Origin of the sequence: Nocardioides sp. InS609-2 (assembly GCF_023208195.1) — a bacterium.
Classification (GTDB): domain Bacteria; phylum Actinomycetota; class Actinomycetes; order Propionibacteriales; family Nocardioidaceae; genus Nocardioides.
The window spans coordinates 3998589-4025377 of the sequence record NZ_CP060034.1; the positions used below are offsets into that span (position 1 = coordinate 3998589).

General features: G+C 70.1%; 29 protein-coding genes. 11 read left to right on the forward strand and 18 right to left on the reverse strand.

From position 1 onward, the window contains the following. The first annotated feature begins 91 nt into the window (after nucleotides 1-91). Nucleotides 92-2374 carry a catalase gene (locus H4Q84_RS20515; RefSeq protein WP_248580921.1) on the forward strand — a complete coding sequence of 761 codons (2283 nt, stop codon included), beginning with the start codon at nucleotides 92-94 and terminating at the stop codon, nucleotides 2372-2374. Between the two features lie 49 nt (nucleotides 2375-2423). On the opposite strand, the gene H4Q84_RS20520 is transcribed toward H4Q84_RS20515, so the two are convergent. The 7 genes from H4Q84_RS20520 to H4Q84_RS20550 form a co-directional block, all read right to left on the reverse strand. Beyond that, nucleotides 2424-4079, reverse strand: a complete 1656-nt coding sequence (locus tag H4Q84_RS20520) for a thiamine pyrophosphate-binding protein (protein WP_248580922.1) — start codon at nucleotides 4077-4079, stop codon at nucleotides 2424-2426. Further along, complete coding sequence (locus tag H4Q84_RS20525) at nucleotides 4076-4264, reverse strand: hypothetical protein (protein WP_248580923.1); 189 nt, start codon at nucleotides 4262-4264, stop codon at nucleotides 4076-4078. The genes H4Q84_RS20520 and H4Q84_RS20525 overlap by 4 nt, the downstream gene beginning before the upstream one ends. A 28-nt stretch (nucleotides 4265-4292) precedes the next feature. Then, nucleotides 4293-5246 carry an SDR family NAD(P)-dependent oxidoreductase gene (locus H4Q84_RS20530; RefSeq protein ID WP_248580924.1) on the reverse strand — a complete coding sequence of 318 codons (954 nt, stop codon included), beginning with the start codon at nucleotides 5244-5246 and terminating at the stop codon, nucleotides 4293-4295. Beyond that, on the reverse strand, nucleotides 5243-6433 hold the full coding sequence (locus tag H4Q84_RS20535) for a zinc-dependent alcohol dehydrogenase (RefSeq protein WP_248580925.1): 1191 nt from the start codon (nucleotides 6431-6433) through the stop codon (nucleotides 5243-5245). The genes H4Q84_RS20530 and H4Q84_RS20535 overlap by 4 nt, the downstream gene beginning before the upstream one ends. A gap of 42 nt (nucleotides 6434-6475) precedes the next feature. Beyond that, nucleotides 6476-7750 (reverse strand): cation:proton antiporter, encoded by a 1275-nt coding sequence (locus H4Q84_RS20540; RefSeq protein WP_248580926.1) that lies wholly within the window; start codon nucleotides 7748-7750, stop codon nucleotides 6476-6478. Nucleotides 7751-7832: 82 nt separating this feature from the next. Next, nucleotides 7833-9449, reverse strand: coding sequence for an NAD(P)/FAD-dependent oxidoreductase (locus H4Q84_RS20545; protein WP_248580927.1), 1617 nt, complete (start codon nucleotides 9447-9449; stop codon nucleotides 7833-7835). A 4-nt stretch (nucleotides 9450-9453) separates the two neighbouring features. Continuing rightward, entirely contained in the window at nucleotides 9454-9891 is a 438-nt protein-coding gene (locus H4Q84_RS20550) for an SRPBCC family protein (RefSeq protein WP_248580928.1), read from the reverse strand. Nucleotides 9892-10018: 127 nt separating this feature from the next. Between H4Q84_RS20550 and H4Q84_RS20555 the strand changes: the two genes are divergently transcribed. Continuing rightward, entirely contained in the window at nucleotides 10019-10966 is a 948-nt protein-coding gene (locus H4Q84_RS20555; RefSeq protein ID WP_248580929.1) for an iron-containing redox enzyme family protein, read from the forward strand. Beyond that, nucleotides 10963-11175, forward strand: coding sequence for a CDGSH iron-sulfur domain-containing protein (locus H4Q84_RS20560; RefSeq protein WP_248580930.1), 213 nt, complete (start codon nucleotides 10963-10965; stop codon nucleotides 11173-11175). Before H4Q84_RS20555 ends, H4Q84_RS20560 begins: the two co-directional genes overlap by 4 nt. A 2-nt stretch (nucleotides 11176-11177) precedes the next feature. Here the strand turns inward: H4Q84_RS20560 and H4Q84_RS20565 are convergent, their stop codons facing one another. Continuing rightward, nucleotides 11178-11813 (reverse strand): class I SAM-dependent methyltransferase, encoded by a 636-nt coding sequence (locus H4Q84_RS20565; protein ID WP_248580931.1) that lies wholly within the window; start codon nucleotides 11811-11813, stop codon nucleotides 11178-11180. Nucleotides 11814-11864: 51 nt separating this feature from the next. Further along, complete coding sequence (locus tag H4Q84_RS20570) at nucleotides 11865-12788, reverse strand: LysR family transcriptional regulator (protein WP_248580932.1); 924 nt, start codon at nucleotides 12786-12788, stop codon at nucleotides 11865-11867. Between the two features lie 93 nt (nucleotides 12789-12881). Between H4Q84_RS20570 and H4Q84_RS20575 the strand changes: the two genes are divergently transcribed. Next, nucleotides 12882-14009, forward strand: a complete 1128-nt coding sequence (locus H4Q84_RS20575; RefSeq protein WP_248580933.1) for a TDT family transporter — start codon at nucleotides 12882-12884, stop codon at nucleotides 14007-14009. On the opposite strand, the gene H4Q84_RS20580 is transcribed toward H4Q84_RS20575, so the two are convergent. Next, nucleotides 14010-14462, reverse strand: coding sequence for a hypothetical protein (locus H4Q84_RS20580; RefSeq protein ID WP_248580934.1), 453 nt, complete (start codon nucleotides 14460-14462; stop codon nucleotides 14010-14012). On the opposite strand from H4Q84_RS20580, the gene H4Q84_RS20585 reads away from it, so the two are divergent. Next, nucleotides 14443-14997, forward strand: coding sequence for a serine hydrolase domain-containing protein (locus tag H4Q84_RS20585; RefSeq protein WP_248580935.1), 555 nt, complete (start codon nucleotides 14443-14445; stop codon nucleotides 14995-14997). The genes H4Q84_RS20580 and H4Q84_RS20585 overlap by 20 nt on opposite strands. Nucleotides 14998-15011: 14 nt before the next feature. On the opposite strand, the gene H4Q84_RS20590 is transcribed toward H4Q84_RS20585, so the two are convergent. Genes H4Q84_RS20590 through H4Q84_RS20600 form a run of 3 tightly spaced genes read right to left on the reverse strand, consistent with a single transcriptional unit; the run spans nucleotide 15012 to nucleotide 16806 of the window. Further along, nucleotides 15012-15668: a response regulator transcription factor gene (locus H4Q84_RS20590; protein WP_248580936.1), complete on the reverse strand. Its 657-nt coding sequence runs from the start codon at nucleotides 15666-15668 to the stop codon at nucleotides 15012-15014. Further along, a complete protein-coding gene (locus H4Q84_RS20595; RefSeq protein ID WP_349238381.1) occupies nucleotides 15665-15907 on the reverse strand; it encodes an ATP-binding protein in 243 nt (80 codons plus the stop codon). Before H4Q84_RS20595 ends, H4Q84_RS20590 begins: the two co-directional genes overlap by 4 nt. Next, entirely contained in the window at nucleotides 15865-16806 is a 942-nt protein-coding gene (locus H4Q84_RS20600; RefSeq protein WP_248583693.1) for a histidine kinase, read from the reverse strand. The genes H4Q84_RS20595 and H4Q84_RS20600 overlap by 43 nt, the downstream gene beginning before the upstream one ends. 183 nt (nucleotides 16807-16989) lie before the next feature. Between H4Q84_RS20600 and H4Q84_RS20605 the strand changes: the two genes are divergently transcribed. Genes H4Q84_RS20605 through H4Q84_RS20615 form a run of 3 tightly spaced genes read left to right on the forward strand, consistent with a single transcriptional unit; the run spans nucleotide 16990 to nucleotide 20802 of the window. Continuing rightward, nucleotides 16990-19269: an MMPL family transporter gene (locus tag H4Q84_RS20605; RefSeq protein WP_248580938.1), complete on the forward strand. Its 2280-nt coding sequence runs from the start codon at nucleotides 16990-16992 to the stop codon at nucleotides 19267-19269. After that, a complete protein-coding gene (locus tag H4Q84_RS20610; RefSeq protein WP_248580939.1) occupies nucleotides 19217-19600 on the forward strand; it encodes an acyl-CoA dehydrogenase family protein in 384 nt (127 codons plus the stop codon). The genes H4Q84_RS20605 and H4Q84_RS20610 overlap by 53 nt, the downstream gene beginning before the upstream one ends. A 17-nt stretch (nucleotides 19601-19617) precedes the next feature. Continuing rightward, nucleotides 19618-20802: an acyl-CoA dehydrogenase family protein gene (locus H4Q84_RS20615; protein WP_248580940.1), complete on the forward strand. Its 1185-nt coding sequence runs from the start codon at nucleotides 19618-19620 to the stop codon at nucleotides 20800-20802. Between the two features lie 124 nt (nucleotides 20803-20926). Here H4Q84_RS20615 and H4Q84_RS20620 read toward each other — a convergent pair whose 3' ends face one another. Continuing rightward, complete coding sequence (locus H4Q84_RS20620) at nucleotides 20927-21286, reverse strand: hypothetical protein (RefSeq protein WP_248580941.1); 360 nt, start codon at nucleotides 21284-21286, stop codon at nucleotides 20927-20929. A 37-nt stretch (nucleotides 21287-21323) separates the two neighbouring features. Then, nucleotides 21324-21644, reverse strand: a complete 321-nt coding sequence (locus tag H4Q84_RS20625) for a hypothetical protein (RefSeq protein WP_248580942.1) — start codon at nucleotides 21642-21644, stop codon at nucleotides 21324-21326. A gap of 251 nt (nucleotides 21645-21895) precedes the next feature. On the opposite strand from H4Q84_RS20625, the gene H4Q84_RS23260 reads away from it, so the two are divergent. Continuing rightward, nucleotides 21896-22021, forward strand: a complete 126-nt coding sequence (locus H4Q84_RS23260; protein ID WP_282580280.1) for a hypothetical protein — start codon at nucleotides 21896-21898, stop codon at nucleotides 22019-22021. Nucleotide 22022: 1 nt separating this feature from the next. Here H4Q84_RS23260 and H4Q84_RS20630 read toward each other — a convergent pair whose 3' ends face one another. The 3 genes from H4Q84_RS20630 to H4Q84_RS20640 all read right to left on the reverse strand — a co-directional run bounded on the left by H4Q84_RS20630 (nucleotide 22023) and on the right by H4Q84_RS20640 (nucleotide 25203). Further along, a complete protein-coding gene (locus H4Q84_RS20630; RefSeq protein ID WP_248580943.1) occupies nucleotides 22023-22979 on the reverse strand; it encodes a D-glycerate dehydrogenase in 957 nt (318 codons plus the stop codon). Nucleotides 22980-22987: 8 nt separating this feature from the next. Continuing rightward, a complete protein-coding gene (locus H4Q84_RS20635) occupies nucleotides 22988-24493 on the reverse strand; it encodes an MXAN_6640 family putative metalloprotease (RefSeq protein WP_248580944.1) in 1506 nt (501 codons plus the stop codon). Between the two features lie 314 nt (nucleotides 24494-24807). Beyond that, a complete protein-coding gene (locus H4Q84_RS20640; protein ID WP_248580945.1) occupies nucleotides 24808-25203 on the reverse strand; it encodes an adenylyltransferase/cytidyltransferase family protein in 396 nt (131 codons plus the stop codon). Nucleotides 25204-25241: 38 nt separating this feature from the next. Between H4Q84_RS20640 and H4Q84_RS20645 the strand changes: the two genes are divergently transcribed. Then, nucleotides 25242-26516 carry a DUF445 domain-containing protein gene (locus tag H4Q84_RS20645; protein ID WP_248580946.1) on the forward strand — a complete coding sequence of 425 codons (1275 nt, stop codon included), beginning with the start codon at nucleotides 25242-25244 and terminating at the stop codon, nucleotides 26514-26516. A 20-nt stretch (nucleotides 26517-26536) separates the two neighbouring features. Then, on the forward strand, nucleotides 26537-26782 hold the full coding sequence (locus tag H4Q84_RS20650) for an RNA-binding S4 domain-containing protein (RefSeq protein WP_248580947.1): 246 nt from the start codon (nucleotides 26537-26539) through the stop codon (nucleotides 26780-26782). Nucleotides 26783-26789: the final 7 nt, after the last annotated feature.

Below are 26789 nucleotides of genomic sequence, written 5' to 3' on the forward strand. Positions count from 1 at the left end.
CAGCCGCTGAGACGACTGCTCCCGGTCGAGTGACTCCCGCCGGACGGGGTACCTGAAGGTCACCCACCACCCAGCCTCTCAGGAGTCGGTCATGAGCGCCAAGAAGCCCGCCAGCACAGCGAAGAAGGCGGCGAAGAAGGCCGCCAAGAACACGGCCGGCGCGATCGCCGACAAGGCAGCGTCTCTCCTGGAGAAGCCGGTGCCGGGCGCACCCGGCAGGGAGCCCCCGACGTTGGAGGAGCCGACCACGCCGCGTGGTCCGCTGGCTCCGAAACCCGACCACGGAGCCCCCGAGGTCCGCAGCGCCACCGGCGCCGTCGAGGGTGAGGAGCCGACGGTCCGCGCACAGCAGGGCGAGTTCCTGACAACGTCGCAGGGCGCGCGACTGCGGGACACCGACCACTCGCTGAAGGCCGGTTCGCGAGGCCCCACGCTGCTGCAGGACCATCACCTGCGCGAGAAGATCACCCACTTCGACCACGAGCGCATTCCCGAGCGCGTCGTCCACGCGCGCGGTGCCGGTGCCCACGGGATCTTCGTGGGCTACGGCAACGCCGACACGGTGACCACCGCCGGCTTCCTCGCCGAGGACAAGGAGACGGCGGTCTTCGTCCGGTTCTCGACGGTCCTGGGATCGCGGGGCTCGGCCGACACCGTGCGTGACACCCGCGGCTTCGCGACGAAGTTCTACACCGAGGAAGGCACCTTCGACCTCATCGGCAACAACATCCCGGTGTTCTTCATCCAGGACGGCATCAAGTTCCCCGACGTCATCCACGCGGCCAAGCCGCACCCCGATCGGGAGATCCCGCAGGCGCAGAGCGCGCACGACACCTTCTGGGACTTCGCGTCACTGCACACCGAGGCGCAGCACCACACCATCTGGAACATGTCCGACCGCGGCATCCCGCGCTCCTACCGGACCATGGAGGGCTTCGGGGTCCACACCTTCCGTTGTCTGAACGCCGACGGCGAGACGTCGCTGGTGAAGTTCCACTGGAAGCCCCGACTCGGCGTGCACTCCCTGGTCTGGGAGGAGGCGCAGATGCTCGGCGGTCTCGACCCCGACTTCCACCGCCGCGACCTGGCCGACGCCATCGAGTCAGGCGCCTACCCCGCCTGGGAGCTGGGCATCCAGGTGTTCGCCGACGTCCCGGACCAGATGTTCGAGGGCATCGACCTGCTCGACCCGACCAAGCTCGTGCCCGAAGAGCTGGCGCCGGTGCAGCCCATCGGCATGATGACGCTGACCCACAACCCGACGAACTACTTCGCTGAGACGGAGCAGGTGGCGTTCCACGTCGGCAACCTGCCGCCCGGCATCGACGTCACCGACGACCCGCTGCTGCAGGCGCGGCTCTTCTCCTACGTCGACACGCAGTTGACCCGGCTCGGCGGACCGAACTTCTCCCAGATCCCGATCAACCGGCCGCATGCTCCGGTCAACGACCTGCTGCGCGACGGATTCCACCAGCACGCCGACCACGTCGGGGTGGCGCCGTACAAGCCCAACTCGCTCGACGGAGGCTGCCCGTTCTTCGCCGGCTCCGAGGACGGAGCGTTCACGGACCTGCCGGTGACGGTGCCTGAGGCGACGAAGGTGCGGGAGAACCCCGCGTCGTACGACGACCACTTCAGCCAGGTCCGGTTGTTCTGGAAGAGCATGACCCCGGTCGAGCAGGAGCACATCGTGCTGGCCTACACCTTCGAGCTCGGCAAGTGCTACGAGCAGGCCGTCAAGGAGCGCCAGCTCCTGGCACTCGCGAACATCGACGGCGACCTCTGCGCCAAGGTCGCCCAGGGCCTCGGCCTTCCCGTCCCGAAGCGCACCGTCGAGTACGACGAGCCCGACGCCAGTCCTGCTCTCTCGCAGCTCGGTGACACGTGGCCCGCGGACGGCCGCGTGATCGGCATCGTGGCCGACCCCGATGGGGACCTCGCGTCGGTCGACGAGGTACGCCGTGCGGTGCTGGCTGCGGGAATGCTCCCGTTGGTGATCGGACCCCACGGCGGTGACCTCGGCGGCGGGTTGGTGGCACAACGCACGTTCGGCACGGCACGTTCGGTCGAGTTCGACGCCGTGCTCGTCGCAGGTGCTGCCGCACCCGCTCCCGACGCCCTTGTCGCCCGCGACACCAAGACAAGCGGCGCTGCCGCTGCCGCCACCGACCCGCGCGTGGCGCTGCTCGTCGAGGAGGGCTTCAGGCACTCGAAGGCGATCGGGGCCTGGGGCGAGGGCGTCGCCGTGCTGGAAGCGGCCGGCTGCACCGGGCCGGGGGTCGTGACGGGTGATGACGGAGCGTCGGTGCTGGCCGAGGTGCAGGAGCTGATCGGCGCACACCGTGTCTGGGAGCGCTTCGGCACCACCCGGTGACCCATCGGTGGGTCCGGGTGCGCTGCCGTCGCCGGCGGCGAACCCGGGCTCACGACCGGCGGTGCCCCTCCATGCTCGCCTGCTCGTCCAGCAGCGCTCGGGCGTGCTGCCCTGCGGGGCCTTCCGCGTCGAGGCCCGCGTGGAACGTCTCCAGCTTCTCGCGACCGGCGGGGAACGGCGGGAGGAGAGGTGTGTCGGGACCGGTGAGGGCCTCGATGACCACCGGTCGGTCGGACGACAGTGCGGCCTCCCAGGCCGCATCGACCTCGCCGGGCTCCGTCACCCGGATGCCGCGGAGCCCCAGCAGCTCGGCGTACGCCGCGTAGGGGAAGGAAGGCAGGTCCTGACTCTCGTCGAACCGCGGCTCGCCCTCCATCTCGCGCTGCTCCCACGTCACCTCGGCGAGGTCGCGGTTGTGCAGGACCAGCACCACGAAACGCGGGTCGGCCCAGTCGCGCCAGCGGTGCGCCACCGTGACGAGCTCGGCGATGCCGTTCATCTGCATGGCGCCGTCACCCGACAGGGCTACGACGGGACGCCTTGGAGCGGACAGCTTGGCCGCCAATCCGTAGGGAACAGCCGATCCCATGGTGGCCAGGGTCGATGACAGGTGGGCCGGCACGCCGGGAGGAAGACGCAGGTGACGCGCGTACCAGTAGGTCACGGATCCGACATCGACACTGACGAGGGCGTCGTTGGGCAACCGGTCGCTCAGCGCGCGGACGACCAGCTCGGGACTGAGCGGGTCGGCATTCATCCCGGCTCGACGCTCGGCGAGGTCATGCCACTCGTCGACCCAGCCGCGGACCTGGTCGATCCAGGGTCCGGGGGACCTCTGGTGGATCAGGGGAAGAAGGGCCGACAACGTGTCCGTGGCGTCGCCGGTGAGCCCGACCTCCACCGGGTAGCGGTTGCCGAGGTGGCCCATGACCCCGCAGCTGTAGGGCAGCGACTCATCCCACCACGGCTTGCCGAGCAGGCTCGTCGTGACTCCGGCGTCCAGCCGCTCGGCGACCGCGCGGACGACGTCACCCGCGTCGCGGACACCCTGCCCGACCAGAAGGGCCACCCGCTCGCCAGCGTTGAGGACGTCGGCGGCGCGCTGGAGGTCCTCAGCGTGTGGCAGGACGTGAGGGCGGTTCCAGCCGGGTGCCGTGACCATGACGCCGTGCTCGTGCGGGAGGTCTTCTGGCATCGGCTCCTGCTGCACGTCGTGGGGAATGACCACGACGCACGGTGACCGGGTCGTCCGCGCCGTGCGGAACGCCCGGTCGATGACCATCGGTGCCTGCTCGGGGGACAGCATTGTCTGGAGGAACTGTGCCGACACGTCCTTGAAGAGGCTCTGGAGGTCGATCTCCTGCTGGTACTCCGACCCGAGCACGCTGGTCTGCTGTTGACCGACGATGGCGACGACCGGGACGTGGTCGAGCTTGGCGTCGTACAGCCCATTGAGGAGATGCACGGCACCGGGGCCCTGGGTGCTGACCATCACCCCTGTCTCGCCGGTGTACTTAGCGTGACCGACGGCCATCAGTGCCGCGTTCTCCTCGTGTCGGGCCTGCACCAGCGTGGGTCCGCCTGCTCGTCGCAGGGCGCCCATGAACGAGTTGATCCCGTCGCCGGAGTAGCCGAACAGCCGGCTCACGCCCCAGGCTCGCAGGCGCTCGACCATCACGTCGGCGACGATCCGCTGGTCACTCATTCCGTGTCGTCGGCGTCCTCGTCGACGGTGAGCGGGTCCTCCGCATGCGGTAGGTCGGGATGGTTCGGCTGGTCCTCGGGATCGAGGCTGGTCCGTCGGGCGGCGTCGGTGGGGTTGATGTCCTCACCCTCGGGCACGCCCTCCAGATCTATCGGCTTGTCCTGGCCCGGTGTCGAAGTGTCCATGTGGACCGGTACCCGCCCGGGCGACCGGTCATGCGGGCTGATCGGCCACTGCGCGCCACCGCTGTCGCAGGTTGCCGAGGATGCCCACCAAGGCTTTGCCCTGGTTGCCGTGCAGGGCGTTGCCGGCCTCGCGTGACTCGAGCACGTTGCCCGGTCCGTCGGGCACCTGTCGGGTGTGGTCGAGCGCCCCGGCGCTGAACAGCGGACCGATCAGCACGTCGTACAGCCCCGGCAGGGCGTTGTAGCCGAACCGCACCAGGTCGTTGGCCAGCCCGACCTGGCGGCGGCGCTGGCCCCGCTCGCCGCGCCGGATCGCGATCCGGGCAACACGTTCCGGGGAGTCGACCGGTGGCGGTGGACGCCCGGTGATGCCGAGACAGCTCGCCGCCTGGGCGTAGATCGGGGTGTCGACGCCGCCGGGTGCAACATAGGCGATGTGCACGTCCGGCAGGTCGCGGTTCTCGACCCGCAGCTGGCGGGCCAAGGCGTGCACACCCCATTTGCTGAGCACGTAGGGGCTCATCGTCGGTACGGCGATGTGGCCGATGAGGGATCCGAGCAGCACCAGCCCACCGTGCTCCTGGCGCCGCAGCACGGGGACGACGTGGCGCGCGACATTGACCGAGCCGACCAGGTTCGTGCGCAGAACGGCGTCGAAGACATCGGCCGGGACGTCCTCCGTGCGGCCGTAGGCCACGACCCCTGCGGCGTGGACGACCAGGTCGATCGTCTTGTGCCCGGACAGGACAGCGTCCACGACACGGGCGACTGCAGCGTCGTCGCCCACGTCGGCGGACATCACCTCCGCGGTTGCGGCGCCGACCTCCCGGCACTCCCGTGCGGTGTCCTCCAGCGCGGTTCTGCCCCGGGCGACCAGTACGACGTGATCCCCGCGGGCCGCCGCACGCAGGGCGGCCGCACGACCGATCCCGCTCGAGGCCCCGGTGACCAGGACGACCTGCGGATCAGGGGCGGTGGTCATGGCTTGAGCACGACCTTGATGCAGCCGTCCTCCTTCTTCTGGAACATCTCGTACGCCGCCGGCGCCTCCGAGAGTGGCAGCCGGTGGGTGGCCAGCGACTCGACGCCGAGCACGTCCTCGTCCTGCTCCAGTACCGCGAGGATGTCGTCGGTCCAGCGCTTGACGTGACACTGGCCCATTCGCATCGAGATGCCGCGGTCGAACATCTCCATCATCGGCAGCGGCTCGACCTCGCCGCCGTACACGCCGCTGACAGAGACGGTTCCCCCGCGGCGTACGGCCTTGATGGCGGCGATGAGGGCCGCAGCACGATCGACGCTCAGCTTGTCGATGGCCGGCTTGGCCAGGGCATCCGGCAGCACGCCGACGGCGGCGACGGCCGCCTGGGCGACCGGCGACCCGTGCGCCTCCATGCCCACCGCGTCGATCGTGGCGTCTGCTCCGCGCCCACCGGTCAGCTCGAGGACCGCCTCGGCCACGTGGTCGACCTTGCCCAGCTCTGACTGGTCGAGCACCTCGACTCCCCACTTGGCAGCCAGTGCCAGGCGCTCGGGCACCAGGTCGACCCCGATCACCCGGGCACCCTTCCTCAGGGCGATGCGCGCCGACATCTGGCCGATCGGGCCGAGCCCGAAGACCGCCAGGGTGTCGCCCTCGCCCACGTCGGCATACTCCACCGCCTGCCAGGCGGTGGGCAGCACGTCGGACAGGTAGAGGTACCGCTCGTCGTGGCCGCTCTCCGGAAGCCGGACCGGACCGAACTGGGCCTGCGGGACGCGGAGGAGCTCGGCCTGGCCGCCGGGGACCGATCCATAGAGCTCGGTGTAGCCGAACAGCGAGGCGCCCTTGCCGAACTGGCGGACCTGGGTGGTCTCGCACTGGGCGAAGAGTCCGCGTGAGCACATCCAGCATTGACCGCAGGAGATGTTGAACGGTACGACGACCCGGTCGCCGACCTTCAGGTCACCGGTGCCCGGGCCGACCTCACGCACCACGCCCATGGTCTCGTGTCCCAGCACGTCGCCGGCGCGGAGGTAGGGGCCGAGCACCTGGTAGAGGTGCAGGTCGGAGCCGCAGATCGCGGTGGACGTCACCTCGACGATGGCGTCGGTCGGTTGCTCGATACGCGGCTCCGGGACCTCTTCGACGGAGACGTTGCCCTTGCCCTGCCAGGTGAGTGCCTTCATGTGGCTCGGTACCCCGAAAGGAGTCGCCTATCCGGTTGGGACTCAGCGGTCTGGATCGAGGCGGGCCATGACCGGGGTCGACAGCGCCCCGTGCACGAGGACCGAAGCGATGATCGTGAAGGAGACCGTCGACCACAGCCAGTCCTGGCCCAGCTCCGGCGCCTTCCCTGCTGCATAGGCGAGGTAGTAGAGCGAACCGACACCTCGGACGCCGAAGAACGCCGCCGCCCATCGTTGTGGCCGGGTCAACCCCAGGCCGGCCGACCACGTCGTCCAGGGTGCCAGGGCGAGGACGCCGGCGGCCGGGCGGACGACCATGATCAGGGCCAGTCCGATGGCCACGCCACGCCAGTCCAGCGCGTCCAGCAGGCCGCGGGTGACCGCGATGCCGAGCACCAGCAGCACGAAGAGCGTGAGCAGGCGCTCCAGTCGCTCGACCACCTGGTGCATCGCCGCGTGGTAGTCGTGGGACCGCTCCGCGGAGCGAAAGGTCATGGCACAGGCGAACACGGACAGGAAGCCGTAGCCGCCCACCACCTCGCCGACGCCGTACGACGCGATCAGGGCGGCGAGAGCCAGCAGCGACTCCCCACGCTCAGCCACCCGAAGTGACCGGCTGCTGGAGCGGAACGCGAGATATGCGAGGACCCGGCCGACAACGATGCCGGCCACGACACCCACGGCCACCTTGTAGACGAGATACAACCCGACCCACTTCAGGCCCCAGTGCGAGACGGCACCCTCGGTGGCGAGCAGGATGGCGACGTAGACGAACGGAAAGGCCAGCCCGTCGTTCAGACCCGCCTCCGACGTGAGTGTGAAGCGCAGCTCGTCGGTCTCGTCCACCTCGTGGTCGCCGGTCTGCGGTCCGGCGACCTGGACGTCCGAGGCAAGGACGGGGTCGGTCGGCGCGAGAGCGGCTCCGAGCAGGATCGCAGCCGCTGGCGCAATGCCGGCCGCCCAGCCGAGCAGCGCCACCGCGGAGATGGTGACGGGCATGCCGATCAGGAGGAGCCGCCAGGTCGCAGCCCACTGCCGCCAGCTCGCGCGGCTTTTGAGCTCGAGGGGTCGATCCAGGGCGAGCCCGACGCCCATCAGCGCCACGAGCACGACCAGCTCGGTCACGTGCTCGATGGCCGCCCGGTTGGCCTGGGGGTCCAGTGGCAGGTCGTCCGGCAGCGAAGTGAGGCCGATCAGCATCCCCAGGCCCACGAGCACCATCGGCGCGGAGATCGCCCAGCGAGCGAGGAGCTCGGGCAGGACGATGGCGAGGAGGAGGCTGGCCCCGGCGACGAGGTAGACCAGGTCGGCTGTCACAGGGACTGTGTACCCGACCGCTCGCCGCAGCCCTCGGTCGCCGTCCAACGGGTGCAGGCTGCGGTTGTTGAGTGGGCGGAAGTCAGCCGCGGGATCGCGGGTGCCTGATCCGCTCGATGCGGGCGTGGAAGAGCGCCGCCCGTGCCGCGTTGTCGCCTGGCGCCCCGTGGACGCCTCCGCCCGGGTGTGCACTCGAGGAACCGAGGTAGAGACCGGCGATGCCGGTCTCGGCCCGACCGAGCAAGCCGGGCACCGGTCTCAGGAACAGCTCCTGCTGCAGCTGCGAGGTACCCCCGTTGACAGAACCGCCCACCAGGTTGGCGTTGCGGGCCTCCAGATCATGCGGTCCCAGCACTCGGCGGGCGATGACACGGGATCCGAAGCCGGGTGCGAGACGTTCGAAGCGTTCCTGCATACGGTCCGCGAACCGCTCGCAGTCGTCGCGGTCCCACGACCCGGTCACCGAGCCGTCGCCGGCGTCGCGGACGCGGGGGTCAGGCTGGGGCACGTGCGCGTAGGCCCACATCGACTCGGTCCCGGTGGGAGAGCGGGTGGGGTCCGTGGTGGTCATCTGGCCGGCGAGCATGAACGGCGACGCCGGGATCGCGCGCGCGGCCACCTGCCCCAGCGCCTCGGACATCTGGTCGAGAGAGTCGGCGACGTGCACAGTGCCTGGGGCGTACGCCGGCGTACTGGCCCACGGCACTGGTCCGCTGAGCGCCCAGTCGACCTTGACGGTGCCGGGGTCGAGCTGGAAGTGCTTCATGCCACGTGCGACGCGTGCCGGCAGGTGCTCCGCCGGCACCAGACCGCCGAACAGGCGCGGCGCCGTGATGTCGGCGACCACGGCTCGCCGGGCAGCGATCCGCTCACCGTCGGCGGTGATGACACCCCGTGCGCGGCCGCCGTCGACCACGATCTCCGTGACGGTCTGGCCGCAGCGGGTCTCGCCGCCGAGGGACTCGAACCTCCGCGCCAACGCCTGCGACAGCTCGCCGGCACCGCCGACCGGCACGGGGAAGCCCACCGTCTGGCCCAGCATCGTCATCAGGATGCCGAAGAGTCCTGACCCCGGAGACTCGAGCGGGATGTCGGAGTGCCCGGCATTGCCGGCCAGCAGCAGGCCGGGCCCGTCGCCGCCGAACCGCTCCCGGCCCAGGTCGGCGACCGGCGTGAGGAAGGTCTTGACCAGGTCGAGGCCGCCGGCTCGGCGCAGCCGGGCCAGAGCGCCGAGCCCGGAACGCACCGGCGGGAAAGGCGTCAGCAGGGCGCCGAGGATCTGGTCGCCGAGCTGGTCCCAGACGGTGCAGAGGTCGAGCCAGAGCTGCCCGTCGCCCCCGTGGGCTTCATCCAGCCAGCCAGCCGTCAGCTGACGGTCGCGGTGCTGGAGGGCCCAGCGTCCGTCACGGGTCGGGTGCCCGAGCACGGCGGGCGCGTGGGTCCACTCCAGGCCGTGGTTCTCCAGACCGAAGGACCGGATGGACGGCGATACTGCGGCCAGGGGATAGAACGCGCTGAAGGTGTCGTGGACGAAGTCGGGGTGCACGTCACGCTCACTGCGCACGGCCCCGCCAACGTCTGCCTGCTGCTCCAGCAGGAGCACCGACCAGCCCGCGTCGGCGAGCCGATTGGCTGCGACCAGGCCGTTGGGCCCGGCGCCGACGACGACGGCGTCGTACGCCGTGTCGTGTGTCGCCATGTGTTCAGACCTCCCGACCCTCGGCGATGTACGCGAGGCGCTGCAGGGTCTCCGTGTTGCGCAGCCTCAGCTGGACGTCGCGCACGGGTTTCGGCACCAGAACTCCCGGTCCGGCGACGGCGTCCTCCTCGATCGTGAGCTCCGTCGAGCTGCCGCGTGCTTCGAGGGTGAAGACCACCTCGGCCTCGCCGGCCGGCCAGGCACGTGCCCGCAGCTTCAGCATCCGCTGTGGTGTGCACTCGAGCACGCTCGTGCTGTCGTCGATCAGGGCCGGCCAGACCCCGACCGAGTGGTGCAGTCTCGCGCCGATCGCCGGCCAGGCGTCGTCGACGTCGCGCATGCGAGACGCCCCGACGACGAACAGGGCATAGAGCCAGCCGTCCGCCAACACGTCCCACACCTTCTCGACCGGTGCGTTGATCAGACGAGTGTTGGTGCTCAAGGTGGTGCTCCTGTCGCAGAGGGTCATGGCGCGCCGGATCTCGTCACCGTACGCCGAGGTCCGGTACCCAGATTCGACAACCTGATCTGACCAGTGATGGAGCTGTCGTAAATGGGTACCGGTGGGCATGATCCTTCCCAAGCCCCGCGGAGAGCTCAGCACGGCGCTCTTCGAGGTTCTTCGCTCGGTTCCCGGAGAGGGCGCACTTCTCCCCGCCGAAGCCGATGATGACGTCGATGCAGCTCTCTGCCTGTGGGTGCTGCACGAGCTGTCGTACCGCGGCTTCGAGGATGTCGACGACGAAGCCGAGTGGGACCTGACGGCGCTCGGGCTGCGCCGGAAGCTGGAGCGTGAGCTCGAGCAGCGACTTCACGAACGCTGGCCGGGCAACCCCGGTGACGGCTACTCGCCCGACGACCTGCTGGCCTACGTGGAGGCCGACGACGGCCCTTCGCTGGCGTCGTACGTGCAGAAGCGTGCCACGCGCGACGAGGCGCTGGAGCTGATGCGACAGCGCTCGGTCTACCACCTCAAGGAGGCCGACCCCGCGTCGTGGGTCGTGCCCCGGTTGCCCGTCCGTGCCCAGGCCGCGCTGGTGGAGCTGCAGTTCGACGAGTACGGCGGCGGCGACCCCAACCGGCTGCACTCCCATCTCTTCGCCAAGGGCCTCGATGCCGAGGGCCTGCGCTCGGAGCACGGCGCCTACATCGACGAGGCGACCGTCGAGACGCTGGAGATGAACAACGCCATGTCGTTGTTCGGCCTCCACCGGCGACTGCGCGGCGCGGCCATGGGTCACCTGGCGGCGTTCGAGGCGACGAGCTCCGTACCCTCGCGGAAGATGGCGCAGGGCCTGGGCCGCCTCGGGTTCGCCCAGGAGCTGGTCGGCTACTACACCGAGCACGTCGAGGCCGACGCCATGCACGAGCAGCTCGCGGCGCGAGACATCTGCGGCACCCTGGCAGACGATGAGCCGGGCCAGGTGGACAACATCTGGTTCGGAGCGTTCACCTGTCTCGACCTGGAAGCGCGGTTCGCCCATTCCATGCTGCAGCGGTGGGGGAGCGACGCGTGAGCGGCCCCCCGGACTACGACCACCCCGACGTCGTGCTCTGCCCGGGCGGGCCCATGCTGATCCGCGGCGCAAAGACGGTGCAGGACGCCGACGGGCGGGTGCACGCGTCAGTCCGTCCGGTGGTTGCGTTGTGTCGCTGCACGAGGTCGGCCCGGCTGCCGTTCTGCGACGGTACCCACAAGCTGCTGCCGGTGGACGACCGGCCCTGACGTCAGAGGGTGTCGTCGGGCTCTCGATCGACGAGCACCAGTACGCCGCGCTCATGTGACCGCACCTCCGAGAGCGACAGCCCGCCGGCGCGAACGCTCGGATCCTCCCGCAGCGCCTCGACCTGCGCTTCGGACCCGAGCTGCAGCACCCCTGCGCCACCAGGCATCAGGTGCCGCCCGATGACGGTCAGGCAGGCACGCGCCACGTCGAGACCGTCGTCGCCGCCGTCGATCGCGAGCAGCGGGTCCTCGGGATATCGCCCGGTCTCCTCACGACGTACCCAGGGCGGGTCGGCGATGACGAGGGCGAAGAGCTCGTCATCGGCGAGAGAGCTCTCGAGCCGCCCCTCGCGGACGTCGACAAGGTCGGCCAGGCCGGCCGCGTGGGCGTTGGCACGCGCGAAGTCGCAGGCGCTGGGGTTGGCGTCGATGCATACGAGGCTGCGCCCCGAACCCGCGACGGCGAGCAGGCCGATCTGGCCGGCGCCGGCGCAGAGCTCGAGCACGGGTCCGTCGGGCACCGCGTCAACGAGCAGGGAGGCCGCCCACAACGACTGGCCGGTGGTCCACTCCCGCGGTCGGAGGACGCTGTCGTCGAAGGCGATCTCGAGGGAACCGAAGGTCAGGGCTTTGCTCATACGCAGAGGTACCCAGCGTCGCCGCCTGCATGCGTCGTCCCGACCAACGCTTCAGCGGTCCACCGCGCGCGCGATCGCGATCAGCTCCCGCACCGGACCGGCCGGCGGCTGCTCGCTGCCGACCCACAGCGCGCGGAAGACCCGGGTGAGGTCGAGGCCGGTGGTCGGTACGGCGACGAGGTGGCCGGAGTCGAGCTCGCGGGCCACCACGCGCTGGCTGAGGAAGGCGGGCGAGCTGCCGGCGAGCACCGCCTCGCGGATCGCGGTGGCGGTGGTGAGCTCGACGACGGCGTCGCCCATGGTCAGGCCGTGGGCGTGGAGCGCGGCCTCGAGGACCTCGCGGGTGCCGGACCCGCGCTCGCGGCTGGTGAGCTGGAGCGCCGCGACCTCCTCGGGAGGCAGGGGACTGCGTCGGCGGCTGAGCGGCGAGCCCGCCGCCGCCACCAGGACCAGGTCGTCGTGGGCGATCTGGGTGTTGCGGAGCCCGCGCGGGGCGCGCACGCCCTCGATGAACCCGAGCTGGGCGACGCCGTCTCGCACCGCCTCGACGACGTGGCCGCTGTTCGACGCGTTCAGGCTGACTGCGGTGGGACGCCGTCCCTCGCCAAGCTGCCGTTGCCGCAGCTGCACGAGCCAACGGGGGATGAGGCTCTCGGCGATCGTCATGCTGGCCCACACGGTGAGGTCGTGGTTGCGGTCGCCGCGCAGCCCGGTGATGGCGGTGTCGATCTCGTCGGCAAGATCGAGCAGCCGCGCGGCCCACTCGGCGACCACCACGCCGGCGGCGGTCAGCCGCGAGCCGCGGGCGCCGCGATGGACCAGAGTGAGACCGGTCTGCGCCTCGACCGCGCGGAGTCGTTCGGAGGCCGCCTGCTGGCTGACGCCCATGGCGCGGGCGGATCCGCCGATGCTGCCGTGCCGGGCGATGCCGACGAGCAGCTCGAGACCGGCGAGGTCGGGCACGTGGGTGGACACAGGCAATACCGTACGCCGTCCACAGGCGTTGCTTGTGAGGACACAGGTACAGAGGGGCTACTGGGAAACGACGCACCGATTGAGACTCGAAGCATGACCAGCACACTCGTCCGTCCCACCGGTGATCGCACAGCCTTTATGGGCGCCCTCGCGGGTCAGCCCGTCTTCGCCTTCATCGGTCCCAACTGGTTCGCGTCGGTGATGGGCACCGGGATCGTCGCCAACGCCGCGGCGACCCTGCCGGTCGACGTACCGGGGCTGATGGCGTTCGCCGGTGTCGTCTGGGCCGCCGACGTGGTCCTGCTCGCGGTGGTCATCGCGGCGACGGTGCTGCACTGGGTGCACCACCCGCGCACCGCCCGCGGGCATCTGGACGACCCGGTGATGTCGCACTTCTACGGAGCTCCGGCGATGGCGCTGATGACCGTCGGAGCCGGTGCCGTGCTGGTGGGTGAGCCGCTCGTCGGGCTGGTCTCCGCCGTTCGCCTCGACTTCGTGCTCTGGACGACGGGCACCGTGCTGGGGCTCTGGACCGCGGTGGCCGTGCCCTACAAGGCGTTCACCAGGCACGACGTGAAGCCCGACTCGGCCTTCGGCGGGTGGCTGATGCCGGTGGTGCCGCCGATGGTGAGCGCGGCCACGGGGCCACTCCTGCTGCCGCACCTCCCGCACGGGCAGTGGCAGCTCGCCATGCAGCTGGCCTGCACGATGATGTTCGGGCTCACCCTGGTCGCCAGCCTGGTCGTGATCACGCTGGTCTGGGGCCGCCTGGTCCACCACAAGATCGGCGCCGCTGCGGCCGTGCCGACGTTGTGGATCGTGCTCGGACCGCTCGGCCAGTCCGTCACCGCGTCGCACACGCTCGGTGCCACGGCTGCGCACGTGCTGCCCGCGCCGTACGGCATGGCGTTCGAGGCCATGGGCGTGGTCTACGGCGCGCCGATGTGGGGCTTCGCGATGCTCTGGCTCGCGCTGGCGCTGGCCGTCACCGTGCGCACCGCGCGCCAGGGGTTGCCGTTCTCGCTGTCCTGGTGGTCGTTCACGTTCCCGCTCGGCACCGTCGTGACCGGCACCTCGGGGCTCGCCGACGCCACGGGCGCGGACTTCCTGGTGGTGGCCGCGCTGGTCCTCTACGTCGGGCTGCTGGTGGCATGGGTGGGGGTCGCGATCCGCACCGGGCTCGGCACCTGGCGGGGTCAGCTGCTGCGCGTGCCGGCCTGATTAGGCGCCGTCCGCGACGACGACCACGTCCACCTGCGGAACGGGCATGTCCAGCACGCGCGAGTGCCGGAGCCGCCAGACGAGGTACGCCGTGCCGAGACGCGTGCGACCGAACCCGTCGTACGGGTCGAAACCCATCACGCCGGTGATGCAGTCGAGGTGAGTCTGCAGGGTGCTGTGGTGCACGCCGGCCAGCCGAGCTGCCTGCCGCACCGAAGGTGAACGCACGATCGCGTCGACGGTCGCGACGCCCCACGGGTGCCGGGCGACCTCGTCGAGCCGGATGGCGTCGGGCTGCGGCGAGTCGGCGGGTGCGTCGGCCAGCAGCCCGATCAGGCCGCCGTACTCGTCGGCGGTCACGCGTGGCGTGGCCGGCGGGTCGCAGAGCAGGAGGGCCACCAGCGCCGTACGGAACGAGTGGTGCAGCTGCCCGATGCCGGCGGCGACGCCCACACCGCACGGGCTGGCGTCGACCTCGGTCATCGTCTCCGGCAGCACGAGGGCGGGCACGTGGGGCTCGGCCGGCAGCATCCTCAATCCCGAGCCCGACTGGTGGCCCGGCGGCCACGGCCGCTACTCCACCCCGCGCGACTACATCCGCTTCGAGCAGGCCTTGCTGCGCGGCGGAGAGCTCGACGGCGCCCGCATCCTCGAGGAGGCCACGGTCGACGCGGCGTTCTCCAACCAGATCGGCGACCTCGACTTCCCCGCCGAGATCGCGACCGCTGACCCGCCGATCACCGACACCCTGTACGCCGGTCCCGGCTGGAAGTGGGGCTACGGACTGATGCTCAACGGCGCCGACTCTCCGGGTGGCCGCAAGGCAGGCTCGGGCGCCTGGGCCGGTCTGTTCAACACGCACTTCTTCATCGACCGGACCACCGGCATCTGCGCGTCGAGCTACACCAACTCGCTGCCGTTCATCGTCCGCGACGAGGCATGGAAGGTGTTCGGCGACTTCGAGCAGGCCCTCTACGCAGCACTCTGAGCCCGGGCCCCGGGTCACCGTGGGATGCGGTCGCTCTCGTACGCCCACATGGCTATCTCGACCCGATTGCGTACGCCGAGCTTGTTCATGACGCTGGTGACGTGGGTCTTGACCGTGCTGAGACTGATGTGCAGCTCCTCCGCGATCTCGGAGTTGGTACGACCCCGGGCCACCGTGATCACGATGTCCTCCTCGCGGCGAGTGAGCGACTCCAGCGGCTCGGCCGCGTTCGTTCCCGTGCGGGCGTTCGCAAAGGCGGCAAGCAGACGACCGGTGACGGCCGGGGCGATGAGTGCGTCGCCAGCTGCGGCGGCGTGGATCGCCTGCGACAGCAGCGCGGGGCCGGCGTCCTTCAACAGGAAGCCGCGGGCTCCTGCCTTGAGCGCGCCGTGCACATACTCATCGAGGTCGAACGTCGTGATCACGACGACGGCAAGGGGGTCCTCGACGCCGGGTCCGGCGAGCCGGCGGGTTGCCTCGATGCCATCCATCTCGGGCATGCGGATGTCGAAGAGACACACGTCGGGTCGATGCCGTTGGGCGAGGGCCACCGCCTCACGACCGTTGACTGCCTGGCCGATGACCTCTATGTCGGGCTGGGCGTCGAGGATCATGGTGAGGCCGGTGCGGACGATGTCCTGGTCGTCGGCGACGAGCACTCGAATGGTCATGCCGACGAACCCGTCCTCGGCAGTACGGCGTCCACGGTCCAACCGCCATCAGGGCTGAGGCCCGCCTGGAGGGTGCCGCCCAGGAGCGTCGCTCGCTCGGTCATGCCCACCACGCCGTAACCCGTCGTGCTCCTGCCGTGGACGCTCACGTCACCGTCGTCGCTGACGGTGAGGCGGACACAGTCGAGCTCCCCGGTCACGCGGACGTCGATCCGGGTCGCTCGGACACCGTGTCGCACCGCGTTCGTGACCGACTCCTGGGTGATGCGGTAGATCGCTGAGTCGACCCGCGGCGCCAGGTCCTGGAGGTCACCCGACAGGTCGAGGTGGACCCGGGGGCGCTCCCCGAGGCTCCGCACAGTTCGAGGTCGGCCACGCCGGGCTGCGGAGCAAGGGCCGCAGTCTCCCCGTCGCGCAGACCGCCGACCACGATGCGCATCTCGGCCAGGGCGCGCGAGGCCTCCTGCTCGATGACCTCGAGCGCGTCCACGGCGGCATTTGGCTGGGACGAGGCCAGGAGACGTCCGGCCTGGGCGCGGATGGCGATCGCGGACACGTGGTGCCCGACGGTGTCGTGCAGCTCGCGCGCGAGCTGGGCGCGCTCTCGGAGCTTGACCTGGTCGAGCTCCCGGATCCGGCTGGAGGTCCAGTAACGAACCGTCAGTCCGCTCCAGACAGGAAACAGGAGGACCATGAGCCCGCCCACGGCGTCGACGACCCCCGTGAAGTCGACGGCAATGCCGAGGCCGGCGGCGACCAGCATGATGCCGAGGCCGATCGCGACCTCACGGCCGGCGCCCCATCGCGCGAGCGCGTACGCGAGCACCAACACGAAGGCCATGGAGTTGAGGCCCACCACCCCGGGTGAGCCGATCAGGCTCGCGACGTCGAGCACGATGACGGAGCCGAAGGCCAGGACCACCATCGCGAGCGGATGGGTACGGCGCCACAGCACCGTGAACCCAAGCGCCACCGCAAGCACGAGCGCGACGGGTCGCCACGGCATCTCCGCACGGAACGAGCCTTCGAGGATCGCCGTCACCAGCACGACAGCGACAAGCGGCCAGTCCCGCCACACGCGCCCGGGCGGGTGCGGAGCCCGGGGTTCGGCCCAGAGCGCGCCGACGACATTCCTCATCACGACCCCAGCCTAGGGACACGACCGCCCACCGGGATCGGTCCAAAGTACGACCCGGCCCTCCTTCGCCCGGACGAGCCGAGTCGGGCTCTTCTCCCGAGGCAGGGGAGTGAGGACTCCCGCGAGCATCGAGGGCGTACCGGTCGCCGTACGGGCACCGGATGTAGGCCAAGGAGATCGCTCATGTCGCACGCGTTGTACCGGTTGGGTCGCCTCACCGCACGTCGGCCGTGGGCGACCATCGGATCCTGGCTCCTCGTGTCCGTGCTGGTGGTGGGTGCCTCGGTCGCGTTCGGTCAACAGCCCAAGGACTCGTTCGGCGCGCCGGGTCTCGACTCCCAGGAGGCCGCCGACCTGCTCTCGGCCGCCTCGTCAGGCCGCGAGGGTCTGACGGCACAGGTGGTGCTGACGCCCCGGGAGGAGAGCGCCACGTTCTTCGACTCACCCGACGCCAGTGCCGCGCTGGCCGAGATCCAGTCAGCCGTGCGCCGCCTGCCGAACGTGGTCACGACCAGCGACCCGGCTGGCGTCGCGACCGCGAATCTCCCGGCGAGAGAGGCGAGCGGAGTGATATCCGAAGACGGGCGCGTCGCCCTCCTCCGGGTGCAGTACCCCGTGCTGGAAGAGCTGCAACCCGACGACCTCGAGAACCTCAAGGCGCTCGTCGCCCGGTCACAGGTGAGGTCGCCGCTGCAGATCGAGATCGGCGGTGACCTCTTCTTCGCGTTCGAGGAGGCAGGCGCCGGCGGCGGGGAGATTGCCGGGCTTGTCGCAGCCGTCATCATCTTGATGCTGGCCTTCGGGTCGCTCATCGCGACCGGCCTCCCGATCGGGCTCGCCCTCTTCGGTCTGGGCCTCGGGATCGGCTCCCTGTCTCTGGTCACCTACGTCATCGACGTTCCCAGCTGGGCTCCGGTGATCGGGAGCATGGTCGGGATCGGTGTGGGGATCGACTACGCCTTGTTCGTCGTCACCCGGCATCGCGAGTACCTGGCCCGCGGCCTTTCGGTCGAGGAGTCCGTGGGGCGCTCGGTCGCCACCGCGGGCCTGGCCGTGGTCTTCGCCGGAGGCACGGTGGTGATCGCGATCCTCGGCCTCGCCGTCGCGGGAGTGCCGTTCATGACCGCAGGTGCGATCGCCGTCTCCCTCATCGTCCTGCTCATGGTTGCCGCCTCGATCACCCTGCTGCCGGCATTCCTTGGTCTGAGCGGGCACTGGATCAACCGTCTCGCGTTGAGCCGACGCCGTTCGGGCGCTGCGCCATCGGCCGGTGCCGGTTGGCATCGCTGGGGCGCCCACGTCTCGCGGAACGCCGTCAGGTACGCGGTCGGCGCGACCGTCGTACTGCTGGCACTCGCTGCCCCGGTGCTGGACCTTCGTGTCGGCACCCCGGACGAGGGCGCGCTACCTGAGCACCGCACCGAGCGTCGGGCCTACGACCTCGTTGCCGGCGGGTTCGGACCCGGGGCCAACGGGCCGCTGGTCGTGGCCATCGACATCGCGGATGATCCCGACGTGGTTCAGCCACTCCGCGAAGCCATCGGCGCTGACGCCGGGATAGCCAGCGTGGGTGCACCCGCGGTCGACGCGATGGCAGGAGTCGCCACCATGGTTGCGTTTCCGACCACGGGGCCCCAGGACGATGCCACGCAGGACACCATCGAGCGGTTGCGTGCAGACGTCTTCCCGGAGGCCCTGCGCGGTAGTCCGGCCCGGGCACACGTGGGTGGCCAGACGGCGACCTTCGCCGACGTCGGCGGCAAGGTCAACGACAGGCTGCCGCTCTTCATCGGCGCCGTGGTCCTGATGTCCTGGCTGCTGCTGACACTGGTCTTCCGGTCGGTCCTGGTGCCGCTGAAGGCCGCCCTGATGAACCTGTTGAGCATCGGAGCCTCGTTCGGTGTGATGGTGATGGTCTTCCAGTGGGGGTGGGGCGCCCAACTCATCGGCCTGGAGTCGACGGTTCCGATCGTCCCCTTCATTCCGATGTTCATGTTCGCGATCCTGTTCGGCCTCTCCATGGACTACGAGGTCTTCCTGCTCTCACGCATCCGTGAGGAGTACCTGGTCACGGGCGACAACACGGCGTCCGTCGTCCACGGCATCGCCCGGACGGGTCGGGTCATCACTTCGGCGGCCCTGATCATGGTCGCCGTCTTCTTGGGCTTTGTCCTCGGTGACGACGCGATCACCAAGATGTTCGGACTCGGCCTGGCGACGGCCATCCTCGTCGACGCAACGATCGTGAGGATGGTGCTGGTGCCCGCAGTGATGAAGCTGATGGGCCACGCCAACTGGTGGCTGCCCGCCTGGCTGGATCGACTGCTGCCCAGCCAGGCGGCGGGCGACGAACCTCCTGGCCTCCGGTCGGCCACGGCTGGTAGACCTACGGTGACCCCCGAGGAGTTCGATGGACCTGTCCCTGAACGACGACCAGCTGAGCTTCCAGCAGCTCGCCCGTGACTTCCTCGAGAAGGAGGTCGTCCCGCACCGCGCCGCGTGGGACCGCGCCGATGCCGCGCGGCTCCCCACCTGGCGTGCGGCCGACCTGATCGAATGCGGCGAGCCCTACGGAGTGGCCGCGTCGAAGGCCAAGCTCTTCGCTTCGGAGGCGGCGGTGCGTGCGTGCGTCGAACCTGGCGATCCAGGCGTTCGGCGGATCGGCTACGTCGACGAGTACCCCGTGCAGAAGTTCATGCGCGACGCCCGGGTGATGACGCTCTACGAAGGCACCAGCCAGATCCAGAAGCTGATCATCGGGCGCGCCGAGACCGGCGTCAGCACGTTTCTCTGACCTGAAAGGCTGCACCCATGGCGAACCCCCGGACCCCACTCGGCCTCTTCGGCACCGACGACCTGATCGACCCCGACGACCTCGCGATCCGCGACACGGTGCGCAAGCACGTCGACGAGAAGATCCGGCCGCACCTGGCCGACTGGTACGAGTCCGGAGAGATCCCTGCCCGCGACCTCGCCAGGGAGCTCGGCACGCTCGGTGTCCTGGGCATGCACCTCGAGGGCTACGGCTGCGCGGGTACGACGGCGACGGCGTACGGCCTTGCCTGCATGGAGCTCGAGGCCGGTGACTCCGGGCTGCGCTCGCTGGTGAGCGTGCAGGGGTCGCTGGCGATGTTCGCGATCTGGAAGCACGGGTCGGAGGAGCAGAAGCAGGAGTGGCTGCCGCGGATGGCGGCCGGCGACGCGATCGGCTGCTTCGGCCTCACCGAGCCCGACTTCGGGTCCAACCCGGCCGGCATGCGCACCCGCGCCGTCCGCGACGGCGACGACTGGGTGCTCGACGGCGCCAAGATGTGGATCACCAACGGCTCCGTTGCCGACGTCGCCGTGGTCTGGGCCCGCGTAGATGATCCGGCCGACGACAAGGTCCGCGGGTTCGTCGTACCCACCGACACTCCTGGCTTCTCGGCACCGGTGATCAAGAAGAAGATGTCGCTCCGCGCCTCCGTCACCTCCGAGCTCGTGCTCGAGGGCGTCCGGCTGCCGTCATCCGCGGTGCTCCCGGAGGCGACGGGCCTCTCCGGCCCGCTCTCCTGCCTCAACGAAGCCCGTTACGGCATCGTCTTCGGTGCTCTCGGCGCCGCCCGCGACTGCCTCGAGACCGCGATCGCCTACACCCGCGAGCGCGAGATCTTCGACAAGCCGCTGGCCGGCTACCAGCTCACGCAGGCCAAGCTCGCCGACATGACGCTCGAGCTCGGCAAGGGCATGCTGCTCGCGCTGCACCTCGGGAAGCTCAAGGACGCCGGCACCCTCGCGCCCGAGCAGGTCAGCCTCGGCAAGCTCAACAACGTGCGCGAGGCGATCGCGATCGCGCGCGAGTGCCGCACCCTGCTCGGCGCCGCCGGCATCACGCTGGAGTACCCGATCATGCGGCACGCCAACAACCTCGAGTCGGTGCTGACCTACGAGGGCACCAGCGAGGTGCACCAGCTCGTGATCGGCCAGGCCCTCACGGGGGAGTCCGCGTTCCGCTGACCTCCTCCGAACGGTCAGGGAACTGGCCACGGGGCCGTTCGTGGTCGTGGCAGCGCTGGGCCGGGCCCTGCCCGCTGTCGAGGACGGTGAGGACCTCGCGGGACGAAGTTCCGCCGGCGCCGGGTCAGTGCGAACCGTGCGAGGTTCTGAGGTGACGCAGGACCGGATGACTGATGAGCCATCCGCCTACCAGGAGCACGTAGGCGACGAGAGCGTCGACCACGAGCGGGCCGATGGCCACGCTCGTGGGGTTCTCCCACGGCGATGCAGGTGAGAGATCTGTGGGATACGGCGGCGACAGCGCCGACTGGTCCTGCACCAGCCAGGTCATCGGGAAGCCGAAGCCGAGGTGTCCAAGTGCCTCGCCGCTCGCCACCGTGACTCGGTCCAACAGCACTGACGCGGTCGCAACGAGTGCAGCGACGAACGCCAGGCCGGCCAGGACACGCCCCCGGACCTGGTCGGAGGACTCAGCCGGCGTCATGCAGCGCATCCTGCCATCCAGGGGCGACAGCCCGGGGTCAGGACGGCAGCACCGGCACACCGGTCGGGGCTCCCGACACCCGCTCGCACGCGCCGGTGCCGGCGTCACATCGCACGAGTGCCTCGACACCGGCGTCCCGGTCGTCGAAACCGTCGAACGGCAACCTCGTCTGCAGGATGACCGCCTGGGGCGACTCCCACGTCGCCAGTCCGAAGCGCAGCTCGGTCGGCAGGTCCAGCCGCCGGCGGTCGCCGGTGCCGACGTCCTGCACCCAGAGGTTGTCCAGCGCCGCGTTGACGAGGGAGCGTCCGTCGGCCTGTCTCGGGGATAGACGTACGCCGACCCGTCCGGCGACCACTGCCCGAGCTGGTCGGTCGGGACCTTGCCCACGCGACGTACGACGCCTGCCTCCGACACCGTGGCGAGCACGCCGGCGAGCCGGGTGATCGCCCGGATCCGCCCCTGCCACATGACGCCGCCCGGCCAGTTCTGCAGCGAGAGCTGACGCGACTCGAGAGCGAGTCGCACGGCGTCGTTCTCACCGGGACGCCAAGCGAACGCTGATGACGGACCGGTTGACCAGATCACCCAACCGTCGGTCGTCACCCCGTGCACAACGAGCTCGCCGCCCTGGTCACAGCACGTGACCTGCACCGGCACCTCGACCTCGCCGGTCTGGTGCTGCTCGAGCAGCTCGCGCCGCTCGTGCGGGTCACCACGTCCGACGAGGTCTGAGTCAGACCGGAGTCGGCGGCGTCTCGCCTGCCAGCACGGCCCGCACGTTGTCGAGTGCGAGCTCGAGCATGCGCAGGCGGGTGCGCCGCCCGGCGCTGCCGATGTGGGGGAGCAGTACGACGTCGGGCCGGCCGACGAGGTCGTGGTGGATGTCGGGCTCGTGCTCGAAGACGTCGAGCCCGGCACCGCCGATCTGCCCGGCGATCAGTGCTGCCGCAAGGGCGGCCTCGTCGACGATCGGTCCGCGAGCGGTGTTGACCAGGATCGCCTCGGGCTTCATGAGTGCGAACTCTTCGGCACCGATCAGGTGCCTGGTCTCGGGCGTCAGCGGGCAGTGCAGGGAGACGATGTCGCTCTCGCCGAGCAGCCGATCGAGGGGCATCGTCTCGACGCCCAGCTCGGTCGCCGCCGCGGCGCCACTGCGTGACGGCGTCGCGAGCACCCGCATGTCGAAGGCCGCGGCACGACGCGCGACCTGCTGGCCGATCCGGCCGAAGCCGACGATCCCGAGCGTGGCACCAGTGACGTCGAGGCCGACGAAGAGGTCGGGGCTCCACGTCCAGGCGTTGCCCGCCCGGATGAACGCGTCGGCCTCCACCACCCGTCGGGCCGTGGCCAGGGCCAGCGCGAAGGCGAGGTCGGCGGTGGCCTGGTCGAGCACACCGGGCGTTGTTGTCACGATGACATTTCGTTGCCGGCAGGCGTCGAGGTCGATGTTGTCGTGGCCGACCGCGACGTTGGCCACGACGCGCAGCCCCGGCCCGGCCGCATCGAGCAGCTCTTTGTCGACGCGCTGGGTGAGCAGGGTGACCACGGCGTCGCAGCCTGCGACGTCCGCCAGCAAGGCGGCCCGCTCCTGCCCCGACGGGTCGTGACTCGTCGTGACCTCGCCGGGCAGCGAGTCGAGAGCCGCCCTAGCGTCAGGAGTGGGCCGGAAGCCCACGTGGGTGCGCGGCATACCGGTCTTTAGCGCACCGACGCGTTGACGATGAACTTCTGCTTGTCGTCCTTGGGCTTTCCGCCGCAGGCCCAGTTGGTGTTGGCCGTGACGCAGTTCTTGTAGCGGGTCGAGGCGTTGCTGAGCAGCAGGACGACGTACTTGACCTTGCCGCGGTTGAACTTGACCAGCTTGCTGCCCTTGCCCAACTTGTTCAGCTTGATCGTCGTCTTGGAGACGGCGCCTTTCTTCGTGAAGACGAGGGCGCGGGCGACCGGGCTGGCCTTCTTGCCGCGGGTGGCGTCGACCGAGATCAAGAGCTTGCGCTTGCCGTTGATGCCCTTGCCCGGCTTGATCCGCAGGGACGTGCTGGACAGGTGCGGCGCGGCGAGCTTCTTCGCGCCCGTCTTGCGCTTCTTGCCGGTCAGGGTGACCTTCGAGGCCACCGGGGCCGCCTTGTACGCCGCGCCCTCGGCGTACTTCTTCTGCGGGATCAAGTTGGCCTCCACGAAGGTGGAGTAGAAGTCGGCGAACCTGGTCTTCTTCGTCTTAAGGAAGGCCGACACGGCCTTGATCGACGACTCATCGGGCGCACCGGTGGCTGCGTCGAGACGGCTCCAGATCTGGCGGATCGCGTCGACGCCGTAGGCCTGCGAGAGCCGCTGGATGAAGATCCAGTTGCCGTACATCGCCAGCGAGCCGTCGTACGTGTCGAGCGGGACGCCGGGCTTGCCGAGCTGGCCGACGGGGAGGTACTGCCGGTTGTCGTTGACGTCGCCGGCGACCTGCTCCTCGATCCAGGTGGCGGTCGCTTCCATCCACCACTTGTCCTCGGCGGCGTCGAGGTTGAACTGGATCGCGTGAAAGAACTCGTGGGCCGCAGTGACGCGCAGGCTGGAGACCGGGTCCATCGGGAAGCCGAGCATGTCGTTGTCGAGGATGCAGTAGGCCTGTGCCAGGTACTTCTGGCCGGCGACCGGCGCCTCGGGCACGCAGAAGCCGTAGTAGCCCTGCGACGACACGTCGGCGAGGTAGACGTCGAAGCGGCCGTCGCCACCGGCGGCGCCGTCGGCGGCGGGCGCGCGGTAACCCATCTGGTCGACCTCGCGGGTCCACGAAGCCTCCATCACCTGAAGGGTCTGAGCCGCCCACGCGGCGCTGGACACGTCGGCGCTGGCGGTGACGTAGGTGACGCAGACATGCGGGCCGCAGACCTGGGCGCGCGGCGCGTTGGCCTGGTACGTCGTGGTGTTGGGGTTGTCGGGGCTCTCCGAGTCGGTCGGGCGACCCAGCAGCGCGTCTGCCTGGCGCTTGCCGGCCGGGCTCAGATCGGGCCGGGCGAGGAACACGTCGCGCATGGCCATCGTGACGTCCCGATCGGCTTCCTTCGCGGTCCCGTCGAGGGCAGCACGAGCCTGCGCGATCACCGGCGCCGCAGGTGCGGCGGGCTTGCGGGGGTCAGCGGCCACCGCGCCCGGCAGGGCGAGGGTGAGCGGCACGGCCGTAGCGAGCACCAGCGTGACGAGACGACGCACGAGAATCCCTCCATCGGGCCCATCGGACTGGTTCCGACGCGGCGCGGGTGAGGCAACAGGCTACGTGGCGGTGGTGTCCGACGTACGGGAAGCACCCCGGCGTGGCACTTGCTGGTCTCGAAACAGGCACGTATCGCCCCCGCGTCTCACTGGCGAAGCCCGCCCACTCCCACACTCGCGGCGGGGGACAGGCGTGCCGTGTCGCCGCGGTAGTGCCGTCTGTGGTCGTTCGCCGATGCGCGGCGCCACGCCGCGCTTTCAGCCCCCGCCGCGAGTGCGTGCGCCGCCGGACCGCCATGGACCGTTGGGCAGGCTCAGAGGTCTGCGATGTGCTCGATGATCGCGGTCGTCGAGATGGCCGGAGTACGCGTGAGGTAGACGACCTCGCACACGTCGTTGAACTCGTCGAACTTGCCGGCCCAGTCGTCGCCCATCACCAGCACGTCGGCGCCGTGCTCGACGATGTAGTCGCGCTTGAGCTCCAGGCTCTCCTCGACGAAGACCGAGTCGACCACCTTGAGGGCAGCCACGATCGCCAGCCGCTCGCCCTGGCTGAACACGGGAACGCGGCCCTTCTTCCGCTCGTTGAGAGCGTCGGCGGACACACCGACGACGAGTCGGTCGCCGAGGGCGGCGGCCCGCTGGAGGACGCGGAGGTGTCCGACGTGGAAGACGTCGAACGTCCCGAAAGTGATGATCGTGCGAGGCATGGGCGGCATTCTGGCACGGGCAGGGGAGGATGGCCGCGATGAGCACCAGCGCCAGCACCGCCCCGATGATCGCGTCCGAGCCGGCCGCCGACGAGGCGCGCCGACGCGGCCTCCGCCAGATGCGAACCGTTGCCGTGTCGCTGCTCGGCCTGGCTGCCGTCGTGTACGTCGCCACGCTGGGTCAGGAGGGTTTCCTCGGTTTCGTCAACGCCGGTGCTGAGGCGTCGATGGTCGGTGCGATCGCCGACTGGTTCGCGGTGACCGCTCTCTTCAAGCACCCGCTCGGGCTGCCGATCCCGCACACGGCTCTGATCCCGCGCCGCAAGAACGACCTCGGCAAGGGACTCGAGGAGTTCGTCGGGGAGAACTTCCTGCAGGAGGGCGTCATCCGCGAACGGGTGGCCGCCGCGACCATCTCGGCCCGGGTCGGCACCTGGCTCACCGACGAGGTCAACGCCCGCAGGGTCGTCGACGAGGTCGCCGACCTTGCCGCCCTGGGGCTCGGCAAGGTCCGAGACGACCAGATCGAGGACTTCTTCACCGAGGCGCTCCTGCCGCGGTTCCGCGAGGAGCCCGTTGCTCCGCTCGCCGGTGGGCTGCTGGCCGAGGTCGTGCGCGACGACCTGCACCACGGCATGGTCGACCTGGCGCTCGAGGAGCTGCACCGCTGGTTGGTCGGGAACCCCGACACGTTCATCGAGGTCATCGGCGAGCGCGCGCCGTGGTGGGCGCCGCCACGCCTCAACGAGGTCGTCACCGCCCGCATCCACACCGAGGCCGTCCGCTGGGTGACCGACATCCGCGACGACCCCCGTCACCACGCGCGCGGGGCCCTCGACGAGGTGCTGGCGCAGCTCGCGCAGGACCTGATGGTCGACCCCGACACCCAGGAGCGCGCCGAGCGACTCAAGGAACGCGTGCTAGCCCACCCGCAGGTGGTCACCACCGGCGTCTCGCTCTGGAACGCTCTGCGTCGCGCCCTGCTGGCCTCGCTCAACGACCGCGACGGCGCCGTATGCCAACGGTTGCTCGCCGAGCTCTCGACGTTCGCCGGCAACCTCAATACCGACGCAGAGCTGCGCAAGCGCCTCGACGAGACCGCGGCCGGCATCGCCGTCTTCGCGGTCTCGAGGTACGGCGCCGAGGTCACCGCCGTCATCACGCACACGATCGAGCGCTGGGACGGCAAGGAGGCCGCCCGACGCATCGAGCTGCACGTCGGCCGCGACCTACAGTTCATCCGGATCAACGGCACCATCGTCGGCGGGCTGGTCGGGGTACTGATCCACACCGCCAGCGTGCTCGTCCAGTAGCCGCGAGACACAATGGCCCCATGCCCGCCCCCCAGGACGTCCCGATCCGCGACGAGTCGATCCGGCTCGGTCAGTTCCTCAAGCTCGCCAACCTCATCGACCACGGCTCCGAGGCGAAGCCGCTGATGATCCAGGGCTCGGTCGAGGTCAACGGCGAGGTCGAGACGCGGCGCGGTCGCCAGCTCGTGCCGGGCGACGTGGTGACGCTCGGTGGGGTGTCCGCGCGGGTCGCCACGGGCGAGGTCGCGGACGACCTGCCCTGGTGAAGCTTCA